Origin of the sequence: Mesorhizobium sp. M0491, assembly GCF_040321265.1 — a bacterium.
GTDB lineage: Bacteria > Pseudomonadota > Alphaproteobacteria > Rhizobiales > Rhizobiaceae > Mesorhizobium.
In genome coordinates, this window is record NZ_JAMYRE010000030.1 from 14113 (window position 1) to 31762 (window position 17650).

The 17650-nt window shown below is 63.3% G+C and carries 19 protein-coding genes; 12 read left to right on the forward strand and 7 right to left on the reverse strand.

Annotated features, from left to right (window positions below):
- Positions 1-256 precede the first annotated feature (256 nt).
- The 8 genes from NKI69_RS29455 (at position 257) to NKI69_RS29490 (ending at position 7611) form a co-directional block, all read left to right on the forward strand.
- On the forward strand, positions 257-1276 hold the full coding sequence (locus NKI69_RS29455; RefSeq protein ID WP_023811289.1) for an MBL fold metallo-hydrolase: 1020 nt from the start codon (positions 257-259) through the stop codon (positions 1274-1276).
- Between the two features lie 77 nt (positions 1277-1353).
- A complete protein-coding gene (locus tag NKI69_RS29460) occupies positions 1354-1515 on the forward strand; it encodes a DUF1328 family protein (protein ID WP_023811290.1) in 162 nt (53 codons plus the stop codon).
- A 96-nt stretch (positions 1516-1611) separates the two neighbouring features.
- Positions 1612-2496, forward strand: a complete 885-nt coding sequence (dapF, locus tag NKI69_RS29465) for a diaminopimelate epimerase (protein WP_023811291.1) — start codon at positions 1612-1614, stop codon at positions 2494-2496.
- A complete protein-coding gene (gene mtaB / locus NKI69_RS29470; RefSeq protein ID WP_031213274.1) occupies positions 2496-3809 on the forward strand; it encodes a tRNA (N(6)-L-threonylcarbamoyladenosine(37)-C(2))-methylthiotransferase MtaB in 1314 nt (437 codons plus the stop codon). Before dapF ends, mtaB begins: the two co-directional genes overlap by 1 nt.
- A gap of 12 nt (positions 3810-3821) precedes the next feature.
- Positions 3822-5633 (forward strand): signal recognition particle-docking protein FtsY, encoded by a 1812-nt coding sequence (gene ftsY / locus NKI69_RS29475; RefSeq protein ID WP_352723060.1) that lies wholly within the window; start codon positions 3822-3824, stop codon positions 5631-5633.
- Positions 5634-5694: 61 nt separating this feature from the next.
- Positions 5695-6369, forward strand: a complete 675-nt coding sequence (locus NKI69_RS29480) for a septation protein A (RefSeq protein WP_023811294.1) — start codon at positions 5695-5697, stop codon at positions 6367-6369.
- 51 nt (positions 6370-6420) lie between these two features.
- A complete protein-coding gene (locus NKI69_RS29485) occupies positions 6421-7041 on the forward strand; it encodes a pyridoxamine 5'-phosphate oxidase family protein (protein ID WP_023811295.1) in 621 nt (206 codons plus the stop codon).
- A 39-nt stretch (positions 7042-7080) separates the two neighbouring features.
- Entirely contained in the window at positions 7081-7611 is a 531-nt protein-coding gene (locus NKI69_RS29490; protein ID WP_023811296.1) for an NADPH-dependent FMN reductase, read from the forward strand.
- A gap of 276 nt (positions 7612-7887) precedes the next feature.
- Here the strand turns inward: NKI69_RS29490 and NKI69_RS29495 are convergent, their stop codons facing one another.
- Entirely contained in the window at positions 7888-8094 is a 207-nt protein-coding gene (locus tag NKI69_RS29495) for a tautomerase family protein (RefSeq protein WP_023811297.1), read from the reverse strand.
- 73 nt (positions 8095-8167) lie between these two features.
- On the reverse strand, positions 8168-9088 hold the full coding sequence (locus NKI69_RS29500; RefSeq protein WP_023811298.1) for an SMP-30/gluconolactonase/LRE family protein: 921 nt from the start codon (positions 9086-9088) through the stop codon (positions 8168-8170).
- A 364-nt stretch (positions 9089-9452) separates the two neighbouring features.
- Between NKI69_RS29500 and NKI69_RS29505 the strand changes: the two genes are divergently transcribed.
- Complete coding sequence (locus NKI69_RS29505) at positions 9453-9620, forward strand: hypothetical protein (RefSeq protein ID WP_013528833.1); 168 nt, start codon at positions 9453-9455, stop codon at positions 9618-9620.
- Positions 9621-9723: 103 nt separating this feature from the next.
- On the opposite strand, the gene NKI69_RS29510 is transcribed toward NKI69_RS29505, so the two are convergent.
- From NKI69_RS29510 to ccmA, 4 genes are all read right to left on the reverse strand, one after another.
- On the reverse strand, positions 9724-10305 hold the full coding sequence (locus NKI69_RS29510; RefSeq protein WP_023811300.1) for a DsbE family thiol:disulfide interchange protein: 582 nt from the start codon (positions 10303-10305) through the stop codon (positions 9724-9726).
- A complete protein-coding gene (gene ccmD / locus NKI69_RS29515; protein WP_013528831.1) occupies positions 10302-10469 on the reverse strand; it encodes a heme exporter protein CcmD in 168 nt (55 codons plus the stop codon). The genes NKI69_RS29510 and ccmD overlap by 4 nt, the downstream gene beginning before the upstream one ends.
- A 112-nt stretch (positions 10470-10581) precedes the next feature.
- On the reverse strand, positions 10582-11247 hold the full coding sequence (gene ccmB / locus NKI69_RS29520) for a heme exporter protein CcmB (RefSeq protein ID WP_023811301.1): 666 nt from the start codon (positions 11245-11247) through the stop codon (positions 10582-10584).
- Positions 11248-11272: 25 nt separating this feature from the next.
- Entirely contained in the window at positions 11273-11896 is a 624-nt protein-coding gene (gene ccmA / locus NKI69_RS29525; RefSeq protein WP_023811302.1) for a heme ABC exporter ATP-binding protein CcmA, read from the reverse strand.
- A 280-nt stretch (positions 11897-12176) separates the two neighbouring features.
- Between ccmA and acnA the strand changes: the two genes are divergently transcribed.
- Positions 12177-14867, forward strand: coding sequence for an aconitate hydratase AcnA (acnA, locus tag NKI69_RS29530; RefSeq protein ID WP_023811303.1), 2691 nt, complete (start codon positions 12177-12179; stop codon positions 14865-14867).
- A 97-nt stretch (positions 14868-14964) separates the two neighbouring features.
- Here the strand turns inward: acnA and NKI69_RS29535 are convergent, their stop codons facing one another.
- Positions 14965-15636, reverse strand: a complete 672-nt coding sequence (locus NKI69_RS29535) for a ceramidase domain-containing protein (RefSeq protein WP_023811304.1) — start codon at positions 15634-15636, stop codon at positions 14965-14967.
- A 172-nt stretch (positions 15637-15808) separates the two neighbouring features.
- Between NKI69_RS29535 and NKI69_RS29540 the strand changes: the two genes are divergently transcribed.
- Both NKI69_RS29540 and NKI69_RS29545 read left to right on the forward strand, forming a co-directional pair.
- Positions 15809-16609 (forward strand): DUF1223 domain-containing protein, encoded by an 801-nt coding sequence (locus tag NKI69_RS29540; RefSeq protein WP_023811305.1) that lies wholly within the window; start codon positions 15809-15811, stop codon positions 16607-16609.
- Between the two features lie 605 nt (positions 16610-17214).
- Entirely contained in the window at positions 17215-17601 is a 387-nt protein-coding gene (locus NKI69_RS29545) for a DUF2794 domain-containing protein (protein ID WP_023811306.1), read from the forward strand.
- Positions 17602-17650 lie beyond the last annotated feature (49 nt).

Sequence of the window (17650 nt, forward strand, 5' to 3'; positions counted from 1 at the left end):
CCTCCGTCGGATCCGGCTGGGGGGAAGCCGTCCGCACAATCTCACCCCCACCAAGATGGAGAAGGTGGCGAAATTTCAACCCGATATGGTTAAAATACAGTTTGCAGCCAGAAGTGTTGCAATTTTATCGCAATGGGGACGGCTGACCGCTTGTCGCCCGTCGCTTGGGAATTCCGGTCAACACTTCGTCGGTGGACGCTTGCGCGAACCGCCTTAGCGCCTATGTCTGGAAACGAAACCCTGCTGGAGCCGCAAATTGGCCGCGAGAAAGACTGCCGCCAATCGCTATTACAGCGGCCCGCCCAGCGACCATTTCGACGGCGCATTGTTCTTCAATCCCGACGGCCAGCCACCCGGCCGTTTCGCCGACCTGCTGAAATGGCAGTTGAATGGCCAGCGCTCGAAATGGCCGGCGAGCGATGCAAGCCCCTTTCCGCAGGCGAAACCGACGGCTCGGGTCGAGGGCGCTGCGCTGGAAGTGACCATGGTTGGTCATTCCACCTTGCTGGTCCAGACGGCCGGTCTGAACATTCTTACCGATCCGGTGTGGTCGCTGCGCGCGTCGCCGCTTTCCTTCGCCGGACCAAAACGCATCAATGCGCCAGGCATCGCCTTTGCCGACCTGCCGTCGATCGACCTCGTTCTGGTCAGCCACAACCACTATGACCATCTCGACCTCGCCACGTTGAAGCGGCTGAAGGCCGGCCACGACCCGCTGGTGCTCACTCCGCTCGGCAACGACGCCATCATCGAAGCCGCCGTGCCCGGCATGCGACTGTCGGCGCATGACTGGGGCGACAGGGTCGAGATCGGCAATGGCGCCGCCGTCCATGTCGAGCCGGTGCATCACTGGTCGGCGCGTGGCGCCCGCGACCGGCGCATGGCGCTGTGGGCCGGCTTCGTCGTCGAAACGCCTGACAGCAAGCTCTATTTCGCCGGCGACACCGGCTTCCACGATGGCATCAACTACCGGCTGATGGCTGAGAAACATGGCGGTTTCCGCTTCGCCATCCTGCCGATCGGCGCCTATGAGCCGCGCTGGTTCATGGCGCCGCAGCACCAGAACCCCTGGGAGGCGGTGCAAGGCATGGCGCTGTGCAATGCCGCCCATGCCGCCGGCTGCCACTGGGGCACTTTCCAGCTCACCGACGAGCCGATCGACGAGCCGGCGCGCAAATTGACCGAGGCGCTTGACGATCAAGGCATCCCCCGCGAGCGCTTTCGCGCCTTGCGGCCGGGTGAGGTATGGGATGTGCCGGAGCACATAGCGCCCTGATCGGTTTCGACGGAACCCCAGCGCGGCAACCGCGTTTTCATGTGGTTGAAAAATCTGCCGGTTTGCGAGGCATTGCCATGCTCAAATGGATCGTCGTTCTCCTGATCGTCGCCGCGGCGGCGAGTCTGCTCGGCATGCCGGCGCTGGCAGGTGCCGCCGCCACCGGTGCGCGCATCCTTATCGGCATCGTTCTGATCATTTTCCTGCTGATGGTGCTGGGCATTTTCGCCGTCACGTAAGTCCGGCGCTTTCGCCGTGACCAAGCGGCTGCGCACTGGTAATTCCTGCCCGTTTCCGCCATATAGCGCCAAACGGATACGGAATTTTTCGGAGCAATGGCCAGCACCGCCCCTTTCGCCAAGATGAACGGTATCGGCAACGAGATCATCGTTGCCGATATGCGTGGCCGTGCCGATCGGGTGACGGCGGCGGCGGCGATTGCGCTGAATGCCGATGCCGCGACCAGCTTCGACCAGATCATGGCGATCCATGACGCCAGGACGCCGGGCACCGCCTTTTTCATCGACATCTTGAATTCCGATGGAACCAGCGCCCAGGCCTGCGGCAATGGCATGCGCTGCGTCGTCCAGGCGCTCGCCGCCGAGACCGGCCAGAAGATCTTCACCTTCGAAACCGTGGCAGGCATCCTCAATGCGCGCGAACATGCCGACGGTTCGATCTCGGTCGACATGGGCACGCCGCGCTTCGGCTGGCAGGATATCCCGCTGGCCGAGGAGTTCCGCGACACCCGGATGATCGAGCTGCAGATCGGCCCGATCGACGCGCCGGTGCTGCATTCACCCTCGGTCGTCTCGATGGGCAATCCGCACGCCATCTTCTGGGTCGACAATGACGTCTGGTCCTATGAGCTCGACCGCTTCGGCCCGCTGCTCGAGAACCACCCGATGTTCCCCGAGCGCGCCAACATCACCATCGCTCAGGTTACTTCGCCCGAAACGATGATCATCCGCACCTGGGAGCGCGGCGCCGGACTGACCAAGGCCTGCGGCTCGGCCGCCTGCGCCGCCGTCGTGGCCGCTGCCCGCACCAACCGGACCGGCCGCAGCGTCAGTCTGTTGACCCCCGGCGGCGGCATGCTGCATGTCGAATGGCGCGACGATGACCACGTGGTCCTGACGGGCGCCGCCGAATGGGAATTTTCCGGCAGCTTCGACCCGTCGAACGGGACATGGGCCCGCGACACCGAAAGCGCGGCCTGATGTCCGCTCTGCCCAAGAGCCCGATGTCCCAGGGCATCGATGTCGTCACCTTCGGCTGTCGGCTCAACACCTATGAATCGCAGGTGATGCGGCGCGAGGCTGAAAGTGCCGGTCTGGGCGCGCTGGAAGGTGGCGCCATGATCTTCAACACCTGCGCCGTGACAGGCGAAGCAGTGCGCCAGGCCAAGCAGGCGATCCGCAAGGCGCGCCGCGACAACCCGCAGGCGCGCATCATCGTCACCGGCTGCGCCGCGCAGACCGAGCCTGAAAAATTCGCCGCCATGGACGAGGTCGATCTCGTGCTCGGCAATGAAGAGAAGCTGAAGGCCAACTCCTATCGCGCACTGCCGGATTTCGGCGTCAACGACACCGAAAAGGCACGCGTCAACGATATCTTTTCGGTGCGTGAGACCGCAGGCCACATGGTCGACGCCATCGAGGGCCGGGCACGCGCCTTCGTCCAGGTGCAGAATGGCTGCGACCACCGCTGCACCTTCTGCATCATTCCCTACGGCCGCGGCAATTCGCGCTCGGTGCCGATGGGCGCCGTGGTCGAGCAGGTCAAGCGGCTCGCCGGCAACGGCTATGCCGAGATCGTTCTGACCGGCGTCGACATGACATCATTCGGCGCCGATCTGCCGGGCGCGCCGAAGCTCGGCAGGCTGGTGAAAACAATCCTGAAACAGGTGCCGGACGTGAAGCGCCTGCGGCTGTCCTCCATCGATTCGATCGAGGCCGACGACGATCTGCTCAACGCCATCGCCACCGAGCCGCGGCTGATGCCGCATCTGCATCTGTCGCTGCAGTCGGGCGACGACATGATCCTGAAGCGGATGAAGCGCCGGCATCTGCGCGACCAGTCGATCCGCTTCTGCGAGGATGTGCGCAAGCTGCGCCCCGGTATCGTCTTCGGCGCCGACATCATCGCCGGCTTCCCGACCGAGACCGACGAAATGTTCGAGAACTCGGAAAAAATCGTCGAGGAGTGTGGCCTGACCCATCTCCACGTCTTCCCGTTCAGCCCACGCGAAGGCACGCCTGCCGCGCGCATGCCCCAGCTCCGCCGTGAATTGGTCAAGCAGCGCGCCGCCCGGCTGCGCGCCGCCGGTGAAGTTGCGTATATCAGGCATCTGTCGTCGCTCACCGGTACGCGTCAGTCGATCCTGATCGAGCGCGACGGCCTTGGCCGCACCGAGGGTTTTACGCTTGCCGCACTCGGCACGGGCGCACCGGGTGAGATCGTCGAGGCCGATATATCAGGCCACGATGGTAGCAGGCTGATCGCGGCGCCCCTCGCCGCCCGCGCGGCCTGAGAAACGCAAAGCATGGCTGGTTTTTTCAAGAAGATATTTTCGTTCGGCAAGAAAGAGGTGGTCGAGGAGCGGGTCGACGAGACCGCCCCGCTGCCGCCGATCAAATGGGAAGCGCTCGAGGCGCTGAAGCCGGCGGCCGAGCAGGTCGTTCCGGAGTTCTTGAAGCGTGACGAGCTGGAGCGCGAGGCGGAAACTGCGCCGACGCCGACGACGGTCGAGCCGGAAGTGATCCCCGCGCCGGAATCGGCGCCTGTCGAGAAGCCGGTGCCCGAGCCGGCACCGGCCATTCCGCCAGCACCGGAGCCGACTATTCCCTCCGAGCCGGAACCCCTGCCGGAGCCCGAGCCGGAAGAAGAACCCGCGCCCGAGACGCCTGCCGAGCCGCCGGCGCCCGAGGAGATACCAACACCTCCCGCCGTTCCGGAGCCTGCTCCCGAACCGCAGCCGCAGGAGGTCCCGCCACCCGCGCCGGCCGAGCCGGAGATCGTCCCGTCACGCCCGGAACAGCAGCCGGAACCGGAACCGGTCGAAGTGCCGACGCCTGCCGAGGTTCCGGCCGAGACACCAGCCCCGATCGAGGTGCCGACACCGGGGCCGGCCCCTGCTCAGCCATTATCAGAGGTCAGCGCCGCCCCTCATCCGCCTGCTGGCACCTTCTCTCCGTCTGAAGACGGGGAGAAGGAAGAAGTTTCAGCACCGACGCCCGAAGCCCCGCCTGCCGAAATCGCACCTCCCATTCGCCAGCCGGCGCCGATCGAATCGCAGCCGGTCATTGCGGAAATTGCGCCCGAGCCGCAGTCTCTTCCACAACCCGCGCCGGAGCCAAAAGCCGCACCCGGCAAGGTGACCGTCACCAAGAAGGTCGAGCAGAAGGCCGAGCCACAGAAGGCGCCGGAGCCGGCACCGAGGCGCTCATGGTTCCAGCGCATGAAGGACGGGCTTGCCCGCTCCTCCAAGGAGCTCACCGGCAACATTGCCGGCGTCTTCACCAAGCGCAAGCTGGACGAAGAGACTTTGCAGGACCTTGAGGATGTGCTGATCCGTGCCGATCTCGGCATGGAGACGGCCTTGCGCGTTACCGACGCGCTGGCCGCCAGCCGCTACGGCAAGGACGTCTCCGACACCGAGGTCCGCGCCATCATGGCGGCCGAGGTGGAAAAAGTGCTGGCCCATGTCGCCATGCCGCTGGAGCTCGACCTTTCACACAAGCCGCATGTCATCCTGGTGGTCGGTGTCAACGGCACCGGCAAGACCACAACTATCGGCAAGCTGGCCGCCAAGCTCACCGATGGTGGCCTGTCGGTGATGCTCGCCGCCGGCGACACCTTTCGCGCCGCCGCGATCGAGCAACTGAAGATCTGGGGCGAGCGGACGAAATCGCCTGTGATCGCCTCAAAGATCGGCGCCGATGCCGCGGGACTGGCCTATGACGCCTTCGAGAAGGCCAAGGAGGCCGGTTCCGACGTGCTGATCATCGACACCGCCGGCCGCCTGCAGAACAAGACTGAACTGATGGCGGAGCTCGAAAAGATCGTCCGCGTGCTTAGCAAACTCGACCCGGAAGCACCGCACACCGTGCTGCAGACGGTCGACGCCACCACCGGCCAGAACGCGCTCAACCAAGTCGAGATCTTCCGCAATATCGCCGGCGTCAACGGCCTGGTGATGACCAAGCTGGACGGCACGGCGCGCGGCGGTATTCTGGTGGCGATCGCGGCAAAGCACAAATTGCCGGTCTATTTCATCGGCGTCGGCGAACAGGTCGACGACCTCGAACCTTTCTCGGCAAGCGAATTCGCCAGGGCGATCGCTGGAGTAGCTTAACAAGCATGTCCCAAAAAGTTGCAGACTTTTTGGATCAGATCATGCGCAAGAAAGAGATTCCATGAACCCACCCATTCTCGAACGCGATCCGTCGGACCCGCAGAAGCAGAAGAAGGAAGGCGTCAATCCGCTGCTCAAGCTAGTGCTGGAGCTGGGTCCGTTGATGGTGTTCTTCTTCGCCAATGCGCGCGGCGGATGGCTGGTGCAGAAATTCCCTGTTCTGGCCGAGTTCGGCGGGCCGATTTTCGTCGCCACCGGGCTGTTCATGGCCGCCACGGCAATCGCCCTGATCGCCTCGTGGCTGCTCACCCGCACCTTGCCGATCATGCCGATGGTGTCGGGCGTCGTCGTCTTCATCTTCGGCGCGCTGACGCTCTATCTGCAGGACGACATCTTCATCAAGATGAAGCCGACCATCGTCAACACGCTGTTCGGCGGCGTGCTGCTCGGCGGGCTCTACTTCGGCAAGTCGCTGCTTGGCTATGTCTTCGATTCGGCCTTCAGCCTCGACGCCGAAGGCTGGCGGAAACTGACCTTCCGCTGGGGCCTGTTCTTCCTGTTCCTGGCCATCGTCAATGAGGTGGTGTGGCGCAATTTTTCCACCGACGCCTGGGTTACTTTCAAGGTCTGGGGCATCATGCCGATCACGCTTCTGTTCACCTTCAGCCAGATGCCGCTGATCCTGCGTCATTCACTCGAGGACAAGGCCGGCAAAGAAGAGAGAACCGGAAAGTAGAAAAAGCGGTTCTGCGTTCGTGAAACAATGAACCGTTCTGGGGAGAGGGACATGGAATTCATCACCACGCGCGACCAGTTGAGGACGATCTACAAGACGCCACGGCCGACCGACGGTTCTATCCGCAAGGAGCTGAAAAAACTTGACGGCCATTGCCGCTCCTTCATCGGCAAGAGCCCGTTCGTGCTGATCGGCTCGTCCGACGGTGCCGGCAATGCCGACGTGACGCCGAAGGGCGACAAGCCGGGCTTTGCCACCGTTCTCGACGACACCACCATCGCCATTCCCGATCGGCCCGGCAACAACCGGCTCGACACGTTGGAAAACATTCTCCTCAATCCCTCTGTCGGGCTGCTCTTCCTCATTCCCGGCATGAACGAGACGCTGCGCGTCAACGGCGATGCCCGCATCACCGTCGACGCAAATTTGCGCGAACGCCTCGCCGTCGACGGCAGGGAGCCGCAAAGCGTCGTCGTGGTCAGCGTCAAGGCCGCCTACATGCACTGCGCAAAAGCCTTCATGCGCTCGGACCTGTGGAAGCCGGAAACCTGGTACGACCGTGCGACGCTGCCGACGCTCGGCCAGATCATGCGCGATCAGCTGGCGGTTGCCGATTCCGCCGAGGCGACCGACCGCTGGCTCGACGAGGAATACAAGAAGACGATGTGGTAGGTTTCCGGACGCGATTCGCGTCTGGACCGATTCCATACCTTGCTGAACATCCTTGCCATTTCCGGCAGCCTGCGCGCGGCTTCCACCAATTCGGCGCTGATCGCCGCACTGGCCCGCGAAGCGCCGTCCGGCTGCCGCGTCACCGTCCATGACGGGCTTGGCCGTCTGCCCATCTTCAATCCCGATGATGAGGGCGAGCGGACGCCGCTCGAAGCCTCCAAGCTGATCGATGCCGTCACCCGAGCCGACGGCGTGATCGTCTCCTGTCCGGAATATGCCCATGGCGTGCCGGGCGGGCTGAAGAACGCCCTCGACTGGCTGGTCTCGCGCGACGCCGCCGTCGCCAAGCCCGCCATGCTGGTGCACGCCTCGCCGCGCTCGCTGTTCGCTCGCGCCGCACTGGCCGAGATCATGCGCACTATGTCATTCGCGTTGTGCGAGGATATGCTGGAGATTGTGCTGTTGGGGAAGAAGCAGCCGGAGGTCGAGAGCATCCTGGCGGAGCCGGCGAACCGGCTGGCGATGCGCGATGCGCTGAATGCTTTCGCGGACTTTATCCGCGCCCGTTGAGTGCCGACCCACCACGCATTCGTCATCCTAGGGCGAAGCAAGGAGCGAAGCGACGCGGCGCAGACCCTAGGATCCATGCCGCGACCTTTGCCGAGAATGCATCGGTCCAAGAAGGGCAGCCTAACGTTGGATACTACACGGACCGCCAAAGACAGTATTGCACCGTTGTGCCCTGCTCGAAAGTCGCGGCATGGATCCTAGGGTCTCCGCGACGTCGCTTCGCGACTGCTTCGCCCTAGGATGACGAAGGAAAGGGGCTTCGCCATGCCTTCGAAATCAACCCTTTCGCAGCGTCTCCACATCCGTCTTCCCAACATACCAATCACGCGCATTGACCTCCTCGAAAACCACCCAGACATCGTCGTTGCTCAGCCCGGTGGCGTCCATGATGGCCGCCGTGACCTTTTTGGCGATGTCCGCCTTCTTGCCCGCCGGATCGGCTGATATCACTTCCTTGACGATGCGGATGTTGACGAATGGCATTTTTTCCTCCCGGGATGTTCGTGCTCGCGACCCGCTTCGATGAAACCGTCGAACGGCCGCCAGTGCTCCAGTCTCAGTATGTCTTGGCGCCGTTGACCATGAGCCGCACCATGTAGAGCGACGTGGTGCCGGCGATGTAGAGGCAATTCAGCTTGTTGCCGCCGAACACGCAGTTGGCGGTGACTTCCGGTACCTTGACCTTGCCGATCAGCGTGCCGTCCGGATCGTAGCAATGGATGCCGTCGGCGGCACTGGTCCAGATGCGGCCGTCCTCGTCGAGCCTGAAGCCGTCGAACAGGCCGGCCGTGCAGTCGGCGAAGACTTTCTCGCCCGAAACCTTCTTGCCGCCCTTGCCGACATTGAACACCCGCATATGCGCCGGATTCTGCGCGCCATGCGTGCGGCCGGTGTCGACGACATAAAGCTGGCTCTCGTCTAGCGAGAAGGCCAGGCCGTTGGGCCGGACCATGTCGGTGATGACGGCTTCGACCTCGCCGGTGCCGGGATCGACCCGGTAGACATGGCAGGCGCCGATTTCGCTCTCGGCCCTGTCGCCCTCATAATCCGTATCGATGCCGTAGCTCGGATCGGTGAACCAGATAGAACCGTCGGATTTCACCACCGCGTCGTTGGGCGAATTCAGCCGCTTGCCCTTCCATTTGGCCGCGATCGTGGTGACCGAGCCGTCGAACTCGGTGCGGCTGACGCGGCGGCCCGAATGCTCGCAGGTGATCAGCCGGCCCTGCCGGTCGACGCTGTTGCCGTTCGAATTGCCGGACGGCTGCCGGAAGACGCTGACATTGCCGTCGGTCTCGTCATAGCGCAGCATGCGGTTGTTGGGGATGTCGGACCAGACGACATAGCGGCCGGCGGCGAACCAGGCCGGCCCCTCCGCCCACTGGCATCCGGTGAACAGCTTCTCGACCTGCGCGTTGCCGTTGAACAGGCGCGCGAAGCGCGGATCGAGAATTTCATAATAGTCCGCAGCCGCCATGCTTTTCCTCCCGGCATCAATGACACCGGATCAAGACAGCCGGAGGGACAGAAGGCAATGTGGGTACGCACAGTGTGATGCAAAAGATCGCTTGCCGGCTCTGCGCATGACGTTAATGCATGTCGCCCAAAAGTGGCCCCGGTTTTGGGAGAACGACATGCATAAAAACAAAGACCTGAAGCGCGTCGCCTGAATCCGTTCAAACGCGACGCGCTTTAGCGCCGCATTAACCGGCTATGCGTTCAGCGCAATGGTGCATTGCAACATCTTCTTTTTGCAATGCACCATTACTATGTCATGCTTCGTATCGATCAAGGGAGGAAGAAACCGCCGCCGAAACGCGGCGCCAAAAAGGAACCTTGCTATGATCCTCGACAGTCTCATGACCCGCGCTCGCAACAGCATTGCCAAGCGCAAGCACTACAACCGCCTTGTCGCCGAAATCGACAGCTTTTCCAGCCGCGATCTGGCCGACATGCGCGCCGACCGCTCGGAAATGCTCTACCAGATCCACAAGCAGATCTACGGCTGAGTATTCGATCGCCTCATCACGTTCGCCATCCTTGGGCGTAGCGACGCGTGGCGTTGCGAAGACCCAAGGATGATGCAGCTACGCGTATAGGTGCGTCGCGACGTCAGTTCGACGCCGCCAGCGCCTTGTCGATCTGTGGCAGCAAGAGATCCCTCGCCGTCTCGGGCGTCAGCGGGCCGACATGCTTGTAGGCGATCTTGCCGTCCTTGCCGATGACGAAGGTTTCCGGCACGCCATAGACGCCCCAGTCGATCGCCGCGCGGCCCGCTTCGTCGACCCCTATCGCCTGGAACGGATTGCCGAGATCGCCGAGGAACCGGCGTGCGTTTTCCGGCCGGTCCTTGTAGTTCAGCGCCGCCATGCTGAAACGCTTGTCCTGCGACAGCGCCAGAAGCACCGGGTGCTCTTCGCGGCATGGCGCGCACCACGACGCGAAGACGTTGACCAATGTGACCTTGCCGGCGAAGGTTTTCGAATCGAGCCCCGGCAGGTTTGAGCCCTCCAGCGCCGGCAGGCTGGTTTGCGGCGCAGGCAGGCCGATCAGGGCCGACGGCACTTCCGAAACATCGCGCCCCGACAGCAGCTGCGACAGGAACAGTCCGGCCAGGCCGAGGAAGATCAGCAGCGGCAACAGCACGAACAGGCGACGAGTGCGCGGGGGCGGCGTTTCTGTTTCGATGCTCATGGCTTTGCGACCTTGTCGGAGCGACGCCTCACGCCGGACGCCTCCAGTTCGGCAAGCTCACGCTTGCGCGCCCGCTGGTCGAGCAGGATCCAGCCGATCAATCCGGCCAGCACCACGGCAGTGATGCCATAGGCAGCGGTCACATAGAGTGCATGCGCGCTCATGCGGCAGGCCCCGCTGAAGTGCGGCCTTCCAAGCCAATCATGTCGCCCAGTCTAGACATGCTTTCCCTTAGCCTCGCTCCGTCGGCTTCGCAATCCGCAGTCATACGCCGCGTCAATCCGTGCCATGGCGCAGCGCCAGCGCCGCCGAGACCGGACCCAGCACGCCAAGAAACAGGGTCAGCGCGGCAAGAATGAGGAAGGGCTGCAGAAACGGATCGGGATTGGCGGTCGCTCCATAGCTTGCCGAAACGCCGAAGATCAGCACCGGAATGGTCAGCGGCAGCACCAGCACCGAGATCAGCAGCCCGCCACGCGGCAGCGCCACCGCCACCGCCGCACCGGCGGCGCCGATGAAGGTGATAGCAGGCGTGCCGACCAGCAGCGTCAGCGCCGTGGCGCCGATGCCGAGCGGCTCCATGTTCATGAACAGCCCGAGCACGGGCGCGGCGACCACCAGCGGCAGCACGCTGCCCGCCCAATGCGCCAGGCATTTCACCAGCACCGTCAAGGCCAGCATGTGGCGATCATTGCCGAGCACCAGCAGATCGAGCGAGCCGTCCTCGCGGTCGGCCTGGAACAGCCGATCGAGACCGAGCAGGCAGGACAGCAGCGCGCCAATCCACAGGATCGCCGGCCCGATGCGGGCCAGCAGCTTCAGGTCCGGCCCGACTCCGAACGGGATGGTGGCGATGACGGCGAGGAAGAAGATGACCCCGGTCAGCGCCCCGCCGCCCGCACGGATGTTGAGGCGGATGTCGCGCAGGAAGAGGGCTAGCATGGTATGAGATGCTCGGGCGCCATCATCAACCCGTTTCCCCCATCCTCAACTCCATCCCCTCGATCCCCAGCGGCAGGTGCGTCGCCGCGACAATCATCCCGCCATCCGTGCAATGCTTCGCCATCAACCCCGCGAACCGCGCCTCCGAAGCCTTGTCCAGCCCCGCCGTCGGCTCGTCCAGCAGCCACAATGGCCGGTGGCTGACCAGCAGTTTCGCGATCGCCGCCCGGCGCCGTTGCCCGGTCGATAGATAGCCGAACGGCAGGTGGCCGATGCCACCGAGCCCGACCGTTTCCAGCGCCTCTTCGACGCCGAGCTGTCCGTCGCCGTTGAAGTCGCGCCAGAAGCGCAAATTCTCCGCCACGCTGAGCGCCGGCTTCATTGCGTTCTGGTGGCCAAGGTAGTGACAGGCCGAGGCAACAGACGGGAACGCTTCGCCCCCGTCTTCAATCTTCATGGCACCCTCGATCCTCACGCTGCCTTGCGGCACCGGCAGCAGCGCGGCGATGACCCGCAGCAAGGTCGACTTGCCCGATCCGTTCGGCCCGGTAACGATGAGCGCCTGACCCTCCTCCAGGGCAAAGCCGATGCCGGAAAACACCGCGTCGCCGCCTCGCTCGCCGCACAGATTTTCGGCGATCAGCCGCATTCCTCGCCTGCCCTGAAACCATGTGTCGCGGCCGCTGCCGCATCGCACAAAATTGCTTTCCAACTGTCTAGAACTATTCCAGAAAATTCTCTATATGCGGTGCATCCGTGCCAGCGGTCGGCACGGGAACAGAATTAGCGCCGAACCAGCGCACGCGCCGCCTTGAACGGCTCGGGTTGCTTGGGAACGGACAGCGGAAATGGCCGTACCCGCACCTTTGCGCGTGACTGCATGCCATCGGCGTCCGTTCCCTTTCAGGCTGAACAGACAAGGATCGCACGTGTCAAAATCCCTCGACAGTTTCAATTGCCGCCGCACGCTGACCGCAGGCGGCGCGGAGTATGCCTATTTCAATCTCATTGAGGCCGAGAAGAACGGCCTCACCGGCATCTCGCAGCTGCCCTATTCGATGAAGGTGCTGCTGGAAAACCTGCTGCGCAACGAGGACGGCCGCTCCGTCACCAAGGAATCGATCCAGGCGGTGGCCGGCTGGCTGACCGACAAGGGCACCGCCGGTGTCGAGATCGCCTATCGCCCGGCCCGCGTGCTGATGCAGGATTTCACCGGCGTTCCGGCCGTGGTCGACCTTGCCGCGATGCGCGACGCCATGGCTTCGCTCGGCGGCGATCCGCAGAAGATCAACCCGCTGGTGCCGGTCGACCTCGTCATCGACCATTCCGTCATCGTCGACGAATTCGGCACGCCGATGGCCTTCGCCCGCAATGTCGAGCTGGAATATGAGCGCAACGAGGAGCGCTACAAATTCCTCAAATGGGGCCAACAGGCGTTCCGCAACTTCCGCGTCGTGCCGCCCGGCACCGGTATCTGCCATCAGGTCAACCTCGAATATCTCGGCCAGGTGGTGTGGACCAACACCGAGGACGGCGAAACGACAGCCTATCCCGACACCTGCGTCGGCACCGATTCGCACACCACCATGATCAACGGCCTTGGCGTGCTCGGCTGGGGCGTCGGCGGCATCGAGGCCGAGGCGGCCATGCTCGGCCAGCCCGTCTCCATGCTTTTGCCTGAGGTGATCGGCTTCCGCCTCACCGGCAAGCTCAAAGAAGGCGTCACCGCCACCGACCTCGTGCTCACCGTCACCCAGATGCTGCGTAAGAAGGGCGTCGTCGGCAAGTTCGTCGAGTTCTTCGGGCCGGGCCTCTCCAACATGACGCTGGCCGACCGCGCCACCATCGGCAACATGGCGCCCGAATATGGCGCCACCTGCGGCTTCTTCCCGGTCGACTCGGAAACCATCCGCTACCTCACAATGTCCGGCCGCAGCGAGGACCGCATCGCGCTGGTCGAGGCCTATGCCAAGGCTCAAGGAATGTGGCGTGAGACCGGCTCGACCGATCCGGTGTTCACCGATCTGCTCGAGCTGGAACTTGGCTCCGTCGTGCCGTCGATGGCCGGACCCAAGCGGCCCGAGGGCCGCGTCGCCCTGGAAGGCATTCCGGAAGGTTTCGCCAAGGCGATGGAGACCGAATACAAGAAGGCCGCCGAAATCTCCAAACGCTACGCAGTCGAAGGCACCGACCATGATCTCGGTCATGGCGACGTCGTCATCGCCGCCATCACTTCGTGCACCAACACCTCGAACCCGAGTGTGCTGATCGGCGCCGGCCTCCTGGCCCGCAACGCCAACCGCCTCGGTTTGAAGCAGAAGCCATGGGTGAAGACCTCGCTGGCGCCGGGCAGCCAGGTGGTCGCCGAGTATCTGGAGAAATCCGGCCTGCAGAAGGAACTCGATCAGATCGGCTTCAACCTGGTCGGCTTCGGCTGCACCACCTGCATCGGCAATTCCGGCCCGCTGCCGGCGCCGATCTCGAAGACCATCAACGACAAGGGCCTGATCGCTGCCGCGGTCTTGTCCGGCAACCGCAACTTCGAAGGCCGCGTCTCGCCCGACGTGCAGGCGAACTATCTGGCCTCGCCGCCGCTGGTCGTCGCGCACGCGCTGGCCGGCACCGTCACAAAGGACCTGACCACCGAGCCGCTCGGCGAGGACAAGAACGGCGAGCCGGTCTACCTCAAGGATATCTGGCCGAGCTCGGCCGAGATCCAGGAGTTCATCGAGAAGAACGTCACCCGCGAGCTGTTCGCCCGCAAATATGCCGACGTCTTCAAGGGCGACGAGTACTGGCAGAACGTCAAGGCGCCGGAAGGCCAGACCTATGCCTGGGACGACAACTCGACCTATGTGCAGAACCCGCCCTATTTCGCTGGCATGACATCAGGTTTCGGCAAGATCGGCGACATCAAGGGCGCCCGCGTGCTCGGCCTGTTCGGCGACAAGATCACCACCGACCACATTTCGCCGGCCGGATCGATCAAGGCGGCCTCGCCGGCCGGCAAATACCTCACCGACCACGGCGTCGGCGTCGCCGACTTCAACCAGTACGGCACGCGGCGCGGCAATCACGAGGTGATGATGCGCGGCACCTTCGCCAACATCCGCATCCGCAACCACATGCTGGGCGAGAACGGGCGCGAGGGCGGCTACACCATCCACTACCCGTCGAAGGAAGAGGAATCGATCTACGACGCGGCGATGGAGTACAAAAGGGAAGGCGTGCCGCTGGTTGTCTTCGCCGGCGTCGAATACGGCAACGGCTCGTCGCGCGACTGGGCTGCCAAGGGTACCAATCTCCTTGGTGTCCGCGCGGTCATCGCCCAGTCCTTCGAGCGCATCCATCGCTCGAACCTGGTCGGCATGGGCGTTATCCCCTTCGTCTTCGAGGAAGGCACCTCATGGGCATCGCTCAACCTCAAGGGAGACGAGCTGGTCGAGATCGACGGCTTGAGCACCATCAAGCCGCGCCAGACGATGATCGCCAAGGTCACCTATGGCGACGGCACGGTGAAGAATGTGCCGATCATCTGCCGCATCGATACGCTGGATGAGCTCGATTACTTCAAGAACGGCGGCATCCTGCAATACGTGCTGCGCGATCTGGCGGCTTAAGTACGGGAGTAAGGGAGTAGGGAAGGTGAAGACCTATTCCCCTATTCCCCTATTCCCCTATTCCCCTATTCCCCTATTCCCCTATTCCCCTATTCCCCTATTCCCCTACCTTCGGCTTCCCAAACCGCGCCGCCGCCGCCAAAAGCACGCTGAGCATCAGCCCGTTGAGGATGTGCCAGAGGAAGTGCGTTCCGAGCGGAAAGCTGCCGCAGACCACCGGGTCGATCATCCGGCAGATGACGGACACGACGAAGATCGCCGAGCCCGCCAGATTATACCAGCCGGCGCGATTGCCGCTCACCGTCACCCAGACACCGAAGAAGGCGAGCGCCAGGAACGGCGGCAGATAGCCCGTCGTACCGTTCGACGCCTGGCGCAGCCAGTCCGGCACGGCAAGGGTTATCGCCCCGGCAAGCACATAGAAGGCAATGAAGATGGCAATGGCCTTGCCCCATCGCATGCCGAGGAAGCGGCGTAAATTGAACAGCGTGTAGGCCAGCGTGAAGCCGGCGATCGGCAGCACGTCGGCCCAGACCGTGCCCTTGGTGGCAAAGGTGTGGAAGATCGTCGAACCGATGCCGATCGCCACCACCCACCAAGCCAGCACCTCGGCGAAGGCGCCGGTGCCCAGCCTTCGCACCTCGCGCACGCCCCACAGGCCGGCGGCGATGAAGGCGAGATTGGTCAGGGCGTTGACGGGTTCGGACCAGAATTCCGGGCCGGTCCGCTCGCAATAGAGGTCGACCGGCGCCAAAAACGTTTGCCACATCGTGATTGCCGCCCGAATCGGTTTCTATCCTGAAGCGCAGATCCTTCCTATTGCGGGGTTGCGGTCAGCTGCAATGGCAAAATTTCACCGCAACGTGACTTCCCGTTGACTTCCGGTTCTGCCACATATTTTAGCAATCAAGATAAAGCCGGCACCACCGGCGGGAATCGGAATGGCCATGGCCTCGCGAAAATCATTGTGGCTGGCAGCTCTTGCGCTGGCCTTCTCGGCGTCTGCCGGCGCCGGGCATGCCGGCGAATCCGATCGCGCCCATGCCGACCGGGTCCAGATCGACAGGCTCCAGATCGACAGGCCATTGGGCGTGGTCGAACTGTTCACCAGCCAGGGCTGCAGTTCCTGCCCGCCGGCCGATACGCTGTTCTCCGAACTTGCCGCTAAGGAAGATATCGTCGCGCTCGCCTATCACGTCGACTATTGGGACTATCTCGGCTGGCAGGACACGCTGGGCCGCAAGGAGAACACCGAGCGGCAATACGACTACATGCGCGCCTTCGGCAGCCGCTCCGTCTATACGCCGCAGGCCGTCATCAACGGCCGTGTCCACGTCAACGGCGCCAGCCGCGGCGAGGTCGATGGCGCGCTCGCCCGCATGGCCAAGAACGGCGAAGGCATGCGCGTCGCCGTCAAGGTCAGCCGCACCAGCGACCGTGTGACGATCGACGCCGGTGATGCCGGCAACGGCCCCAGCGACGCCCATGTCGTCATCGTCTATTTCGACCCGCCGCAGACGGTCAAGGTCGGCGAGGGCGAGAATACCGGCCGCAAGATGACCTATTGGAACGCCGTCACCGGGATTCAGACCGCTGGCATGTGGCATGGCAAGGCACAGCGCTACGAGCTGCCGATGAGCGAGATTGCCAAAAAGGGCGGCTGCGCCGTGCTGCTGCAGTCGGTCGGCAAGGACGGCATGCCCGGTCCTATTCTCGGCGCCGCGTTCATCCACAAGCCGTAACGGACGCCGGCGCCCCCCATCTTCGCTAGGACTGTGGATGGGAGGCCCCTCATCCGGCCGCTTCGCGGCCACCTTCTCCCCGAGGGGAGAAGAGGTAAAGCGCCGCCGCGATCTCCTCTCCCCTCGGGGAGAGGTCGGATTGTCCCGAATTGCCCCTTCGCAATTCGGTTGGCAATCCGGGTGAGGGGGACGCGACGCTCGGTGAAACCGCACTCGACTCACCACCCAATAAAAAACCGACGTCAGCTTGCTTCTGACGTCGGTCATTTAGGTTTTGGGATCGTCGCACCCGGTTCTTCCGAGGAAGAGCCGAGGTTGGTTCGATCCGACGCAGACCCGTGGGCGGGGGGCTTGGGGTTTACGAGCCGGTGCCGGACCGAACCGTCTCAGGCAACACCGGTAAATTCGTCGGACATTGGGGCATGAGCGCGGATAAAAAAAGGCAGAAATGTGGCGGAACATCACCAATTCCAACACGGCGTTTCATAAAAGTGACTGGACGTGACGAAAACGGCGCGGCGCGGGGCTCGGTTCGCTAGGCCTTGCAATTCAGTCGCGAACACGCCAACTTTGGTTGGCAAAGATTCATTTTGAAGGATCGAGGCATGACGGATGACAGCGGCGGGACGGGGGATGGGGACGCATCCGCGATATTGATCCCGCTGCACGAGGCACGACGCGAACGTCTCGATCAGCCGGTACGGTTTGACCGCCGCGAGTTGGACCAGATCCTCAGGCTCTACGGACGCATGGTCGCTGCCAATGAATGGCGCGACTACGCCATCGATCATCTTGCGGACCGCGCCGTGTTTTCCGTATTCCGCCGCACCAGTGAAGTGCCGCTGTTCCAGATCGTCAAGGATCCGAAACTGGCCCGCAAGCAGGGCGCTTTTGCCGTCATCGCCGCCGGCGGCCGCATCCTGAAACGCGGTCAGGAACTTGGCCGCGTGCTTGGTGTGTTCGACAGCAAGCTCAAGGTTGTAGAGGCTTGAGCTACGGAATTGAAGAAACTGGAGAATTGAAGAATTGAAGAATTGGGCA

Coding starts and splice junctions, on each gene's coding strand:
- NKI69_RS29460 (WP_023811290.1), top strand. CDS start 1,354: ATGCTCAAATGGATCGTCGTTCTCCTGATCGTCGCCGCGGCGGCGAGT.
- dapF (WP_023811291.1), top strand. CDS start 1,612: ATGGCCAGCACCGCCCCTTTCGCCAAGATGAACGGTATCGGCAACGAG.
- mtaB (WP_031213274.1), top strand. CDS start 2,496: ATGTCCGCTCTGCCCAAGAGCCCGATGTCCCAGGGCATCGATGTCGTC.
- ftsY (WP_352723060.1), top strand. CDS start 3,822: ATGGCTGGTTTTTTCAAGAAGATATTTTCGTTCGGCAAGAAAGAGGTG.
- NKI69_RS29480 (WP_023811294.1), top strand. CDS start 5,695: ATGAACCCACCCATTCTCGAACGCGATCCGTCGGACCCGCAGAAGCAG.
- NKI69_RS29485 (WP_023811295.1), top strand. CDS start 6,421: ATGGAATTCATCACCACGCGCGACCAGTTGAGGACGATCTACAAGACG.
- NKI69_RS29495 (WP_023811297.1), bottom strand. CDS start 8,094: ATGCCATTCGTCAACATCCGCATCGTCAAGGAAGTGATATCAGCCGAT.
- NKI69_RS29500 (WP_023811298.1), bottom strand. CDS start 9,088: ATGGCGGCTGCGGACTATTATGAAATTCTCGATCCGCGCTTCGCGCGC.
- NKI69_RS29505 (WP_013528833.1), top strand. CDS start 9,453: ATGATCCTCGACAGTCTCATGACCCGCGCTCGCAACAGCATTGCCAAG.
- NKI69_RS29510 (WP_023811300.1), bottom strand. CDS start 10,305: ATGAGCATCGAAACAGAAACGCCGCCCCCGCGCACTCGTCGCCTGTTC.
- ccmD (WP_013528831.1), bottom strand. CDS start 10,469: ATGAGCGCGCATGCACTCTATGTGACCGCTGCCTATGGCATCACTGCC.
- ccmB (WP_023811301.1), bottom strand. CDS start 11,247: ATGCTAGCCCTCTTCCTGCGCGACATCCGCCTCAACATCCGTGCGGGC.
- ccmA (WP_023811302.1), bottom strand. CDS start 11,896: ATGCGGCTGATCGCCGAAAATCTGTGCGGCGAGCGAGGCGGCGACGCG.
- NKI69_RS29535 (WP_023811304.1), bottom strand. CDS start 15,636: ATGTGGCAAACGTTTTTGGCGCCGGTCGACCTCTATTGCGAGCGGACC.
- NKI69_RS29540 (WP_023811305.1), top strand. CDS start 15,809: ATGGCCATGGCCTCGCGAAAATCATTGTGGCTGGCAGCTCTTGCGCTG.
- NKI69_RS29545 (WP_023811306.1), top strand. CDS start 17,215: ATGACGGATGACAGCGGCGGGACGGGGGATGGGGACGCATCCGCGATA.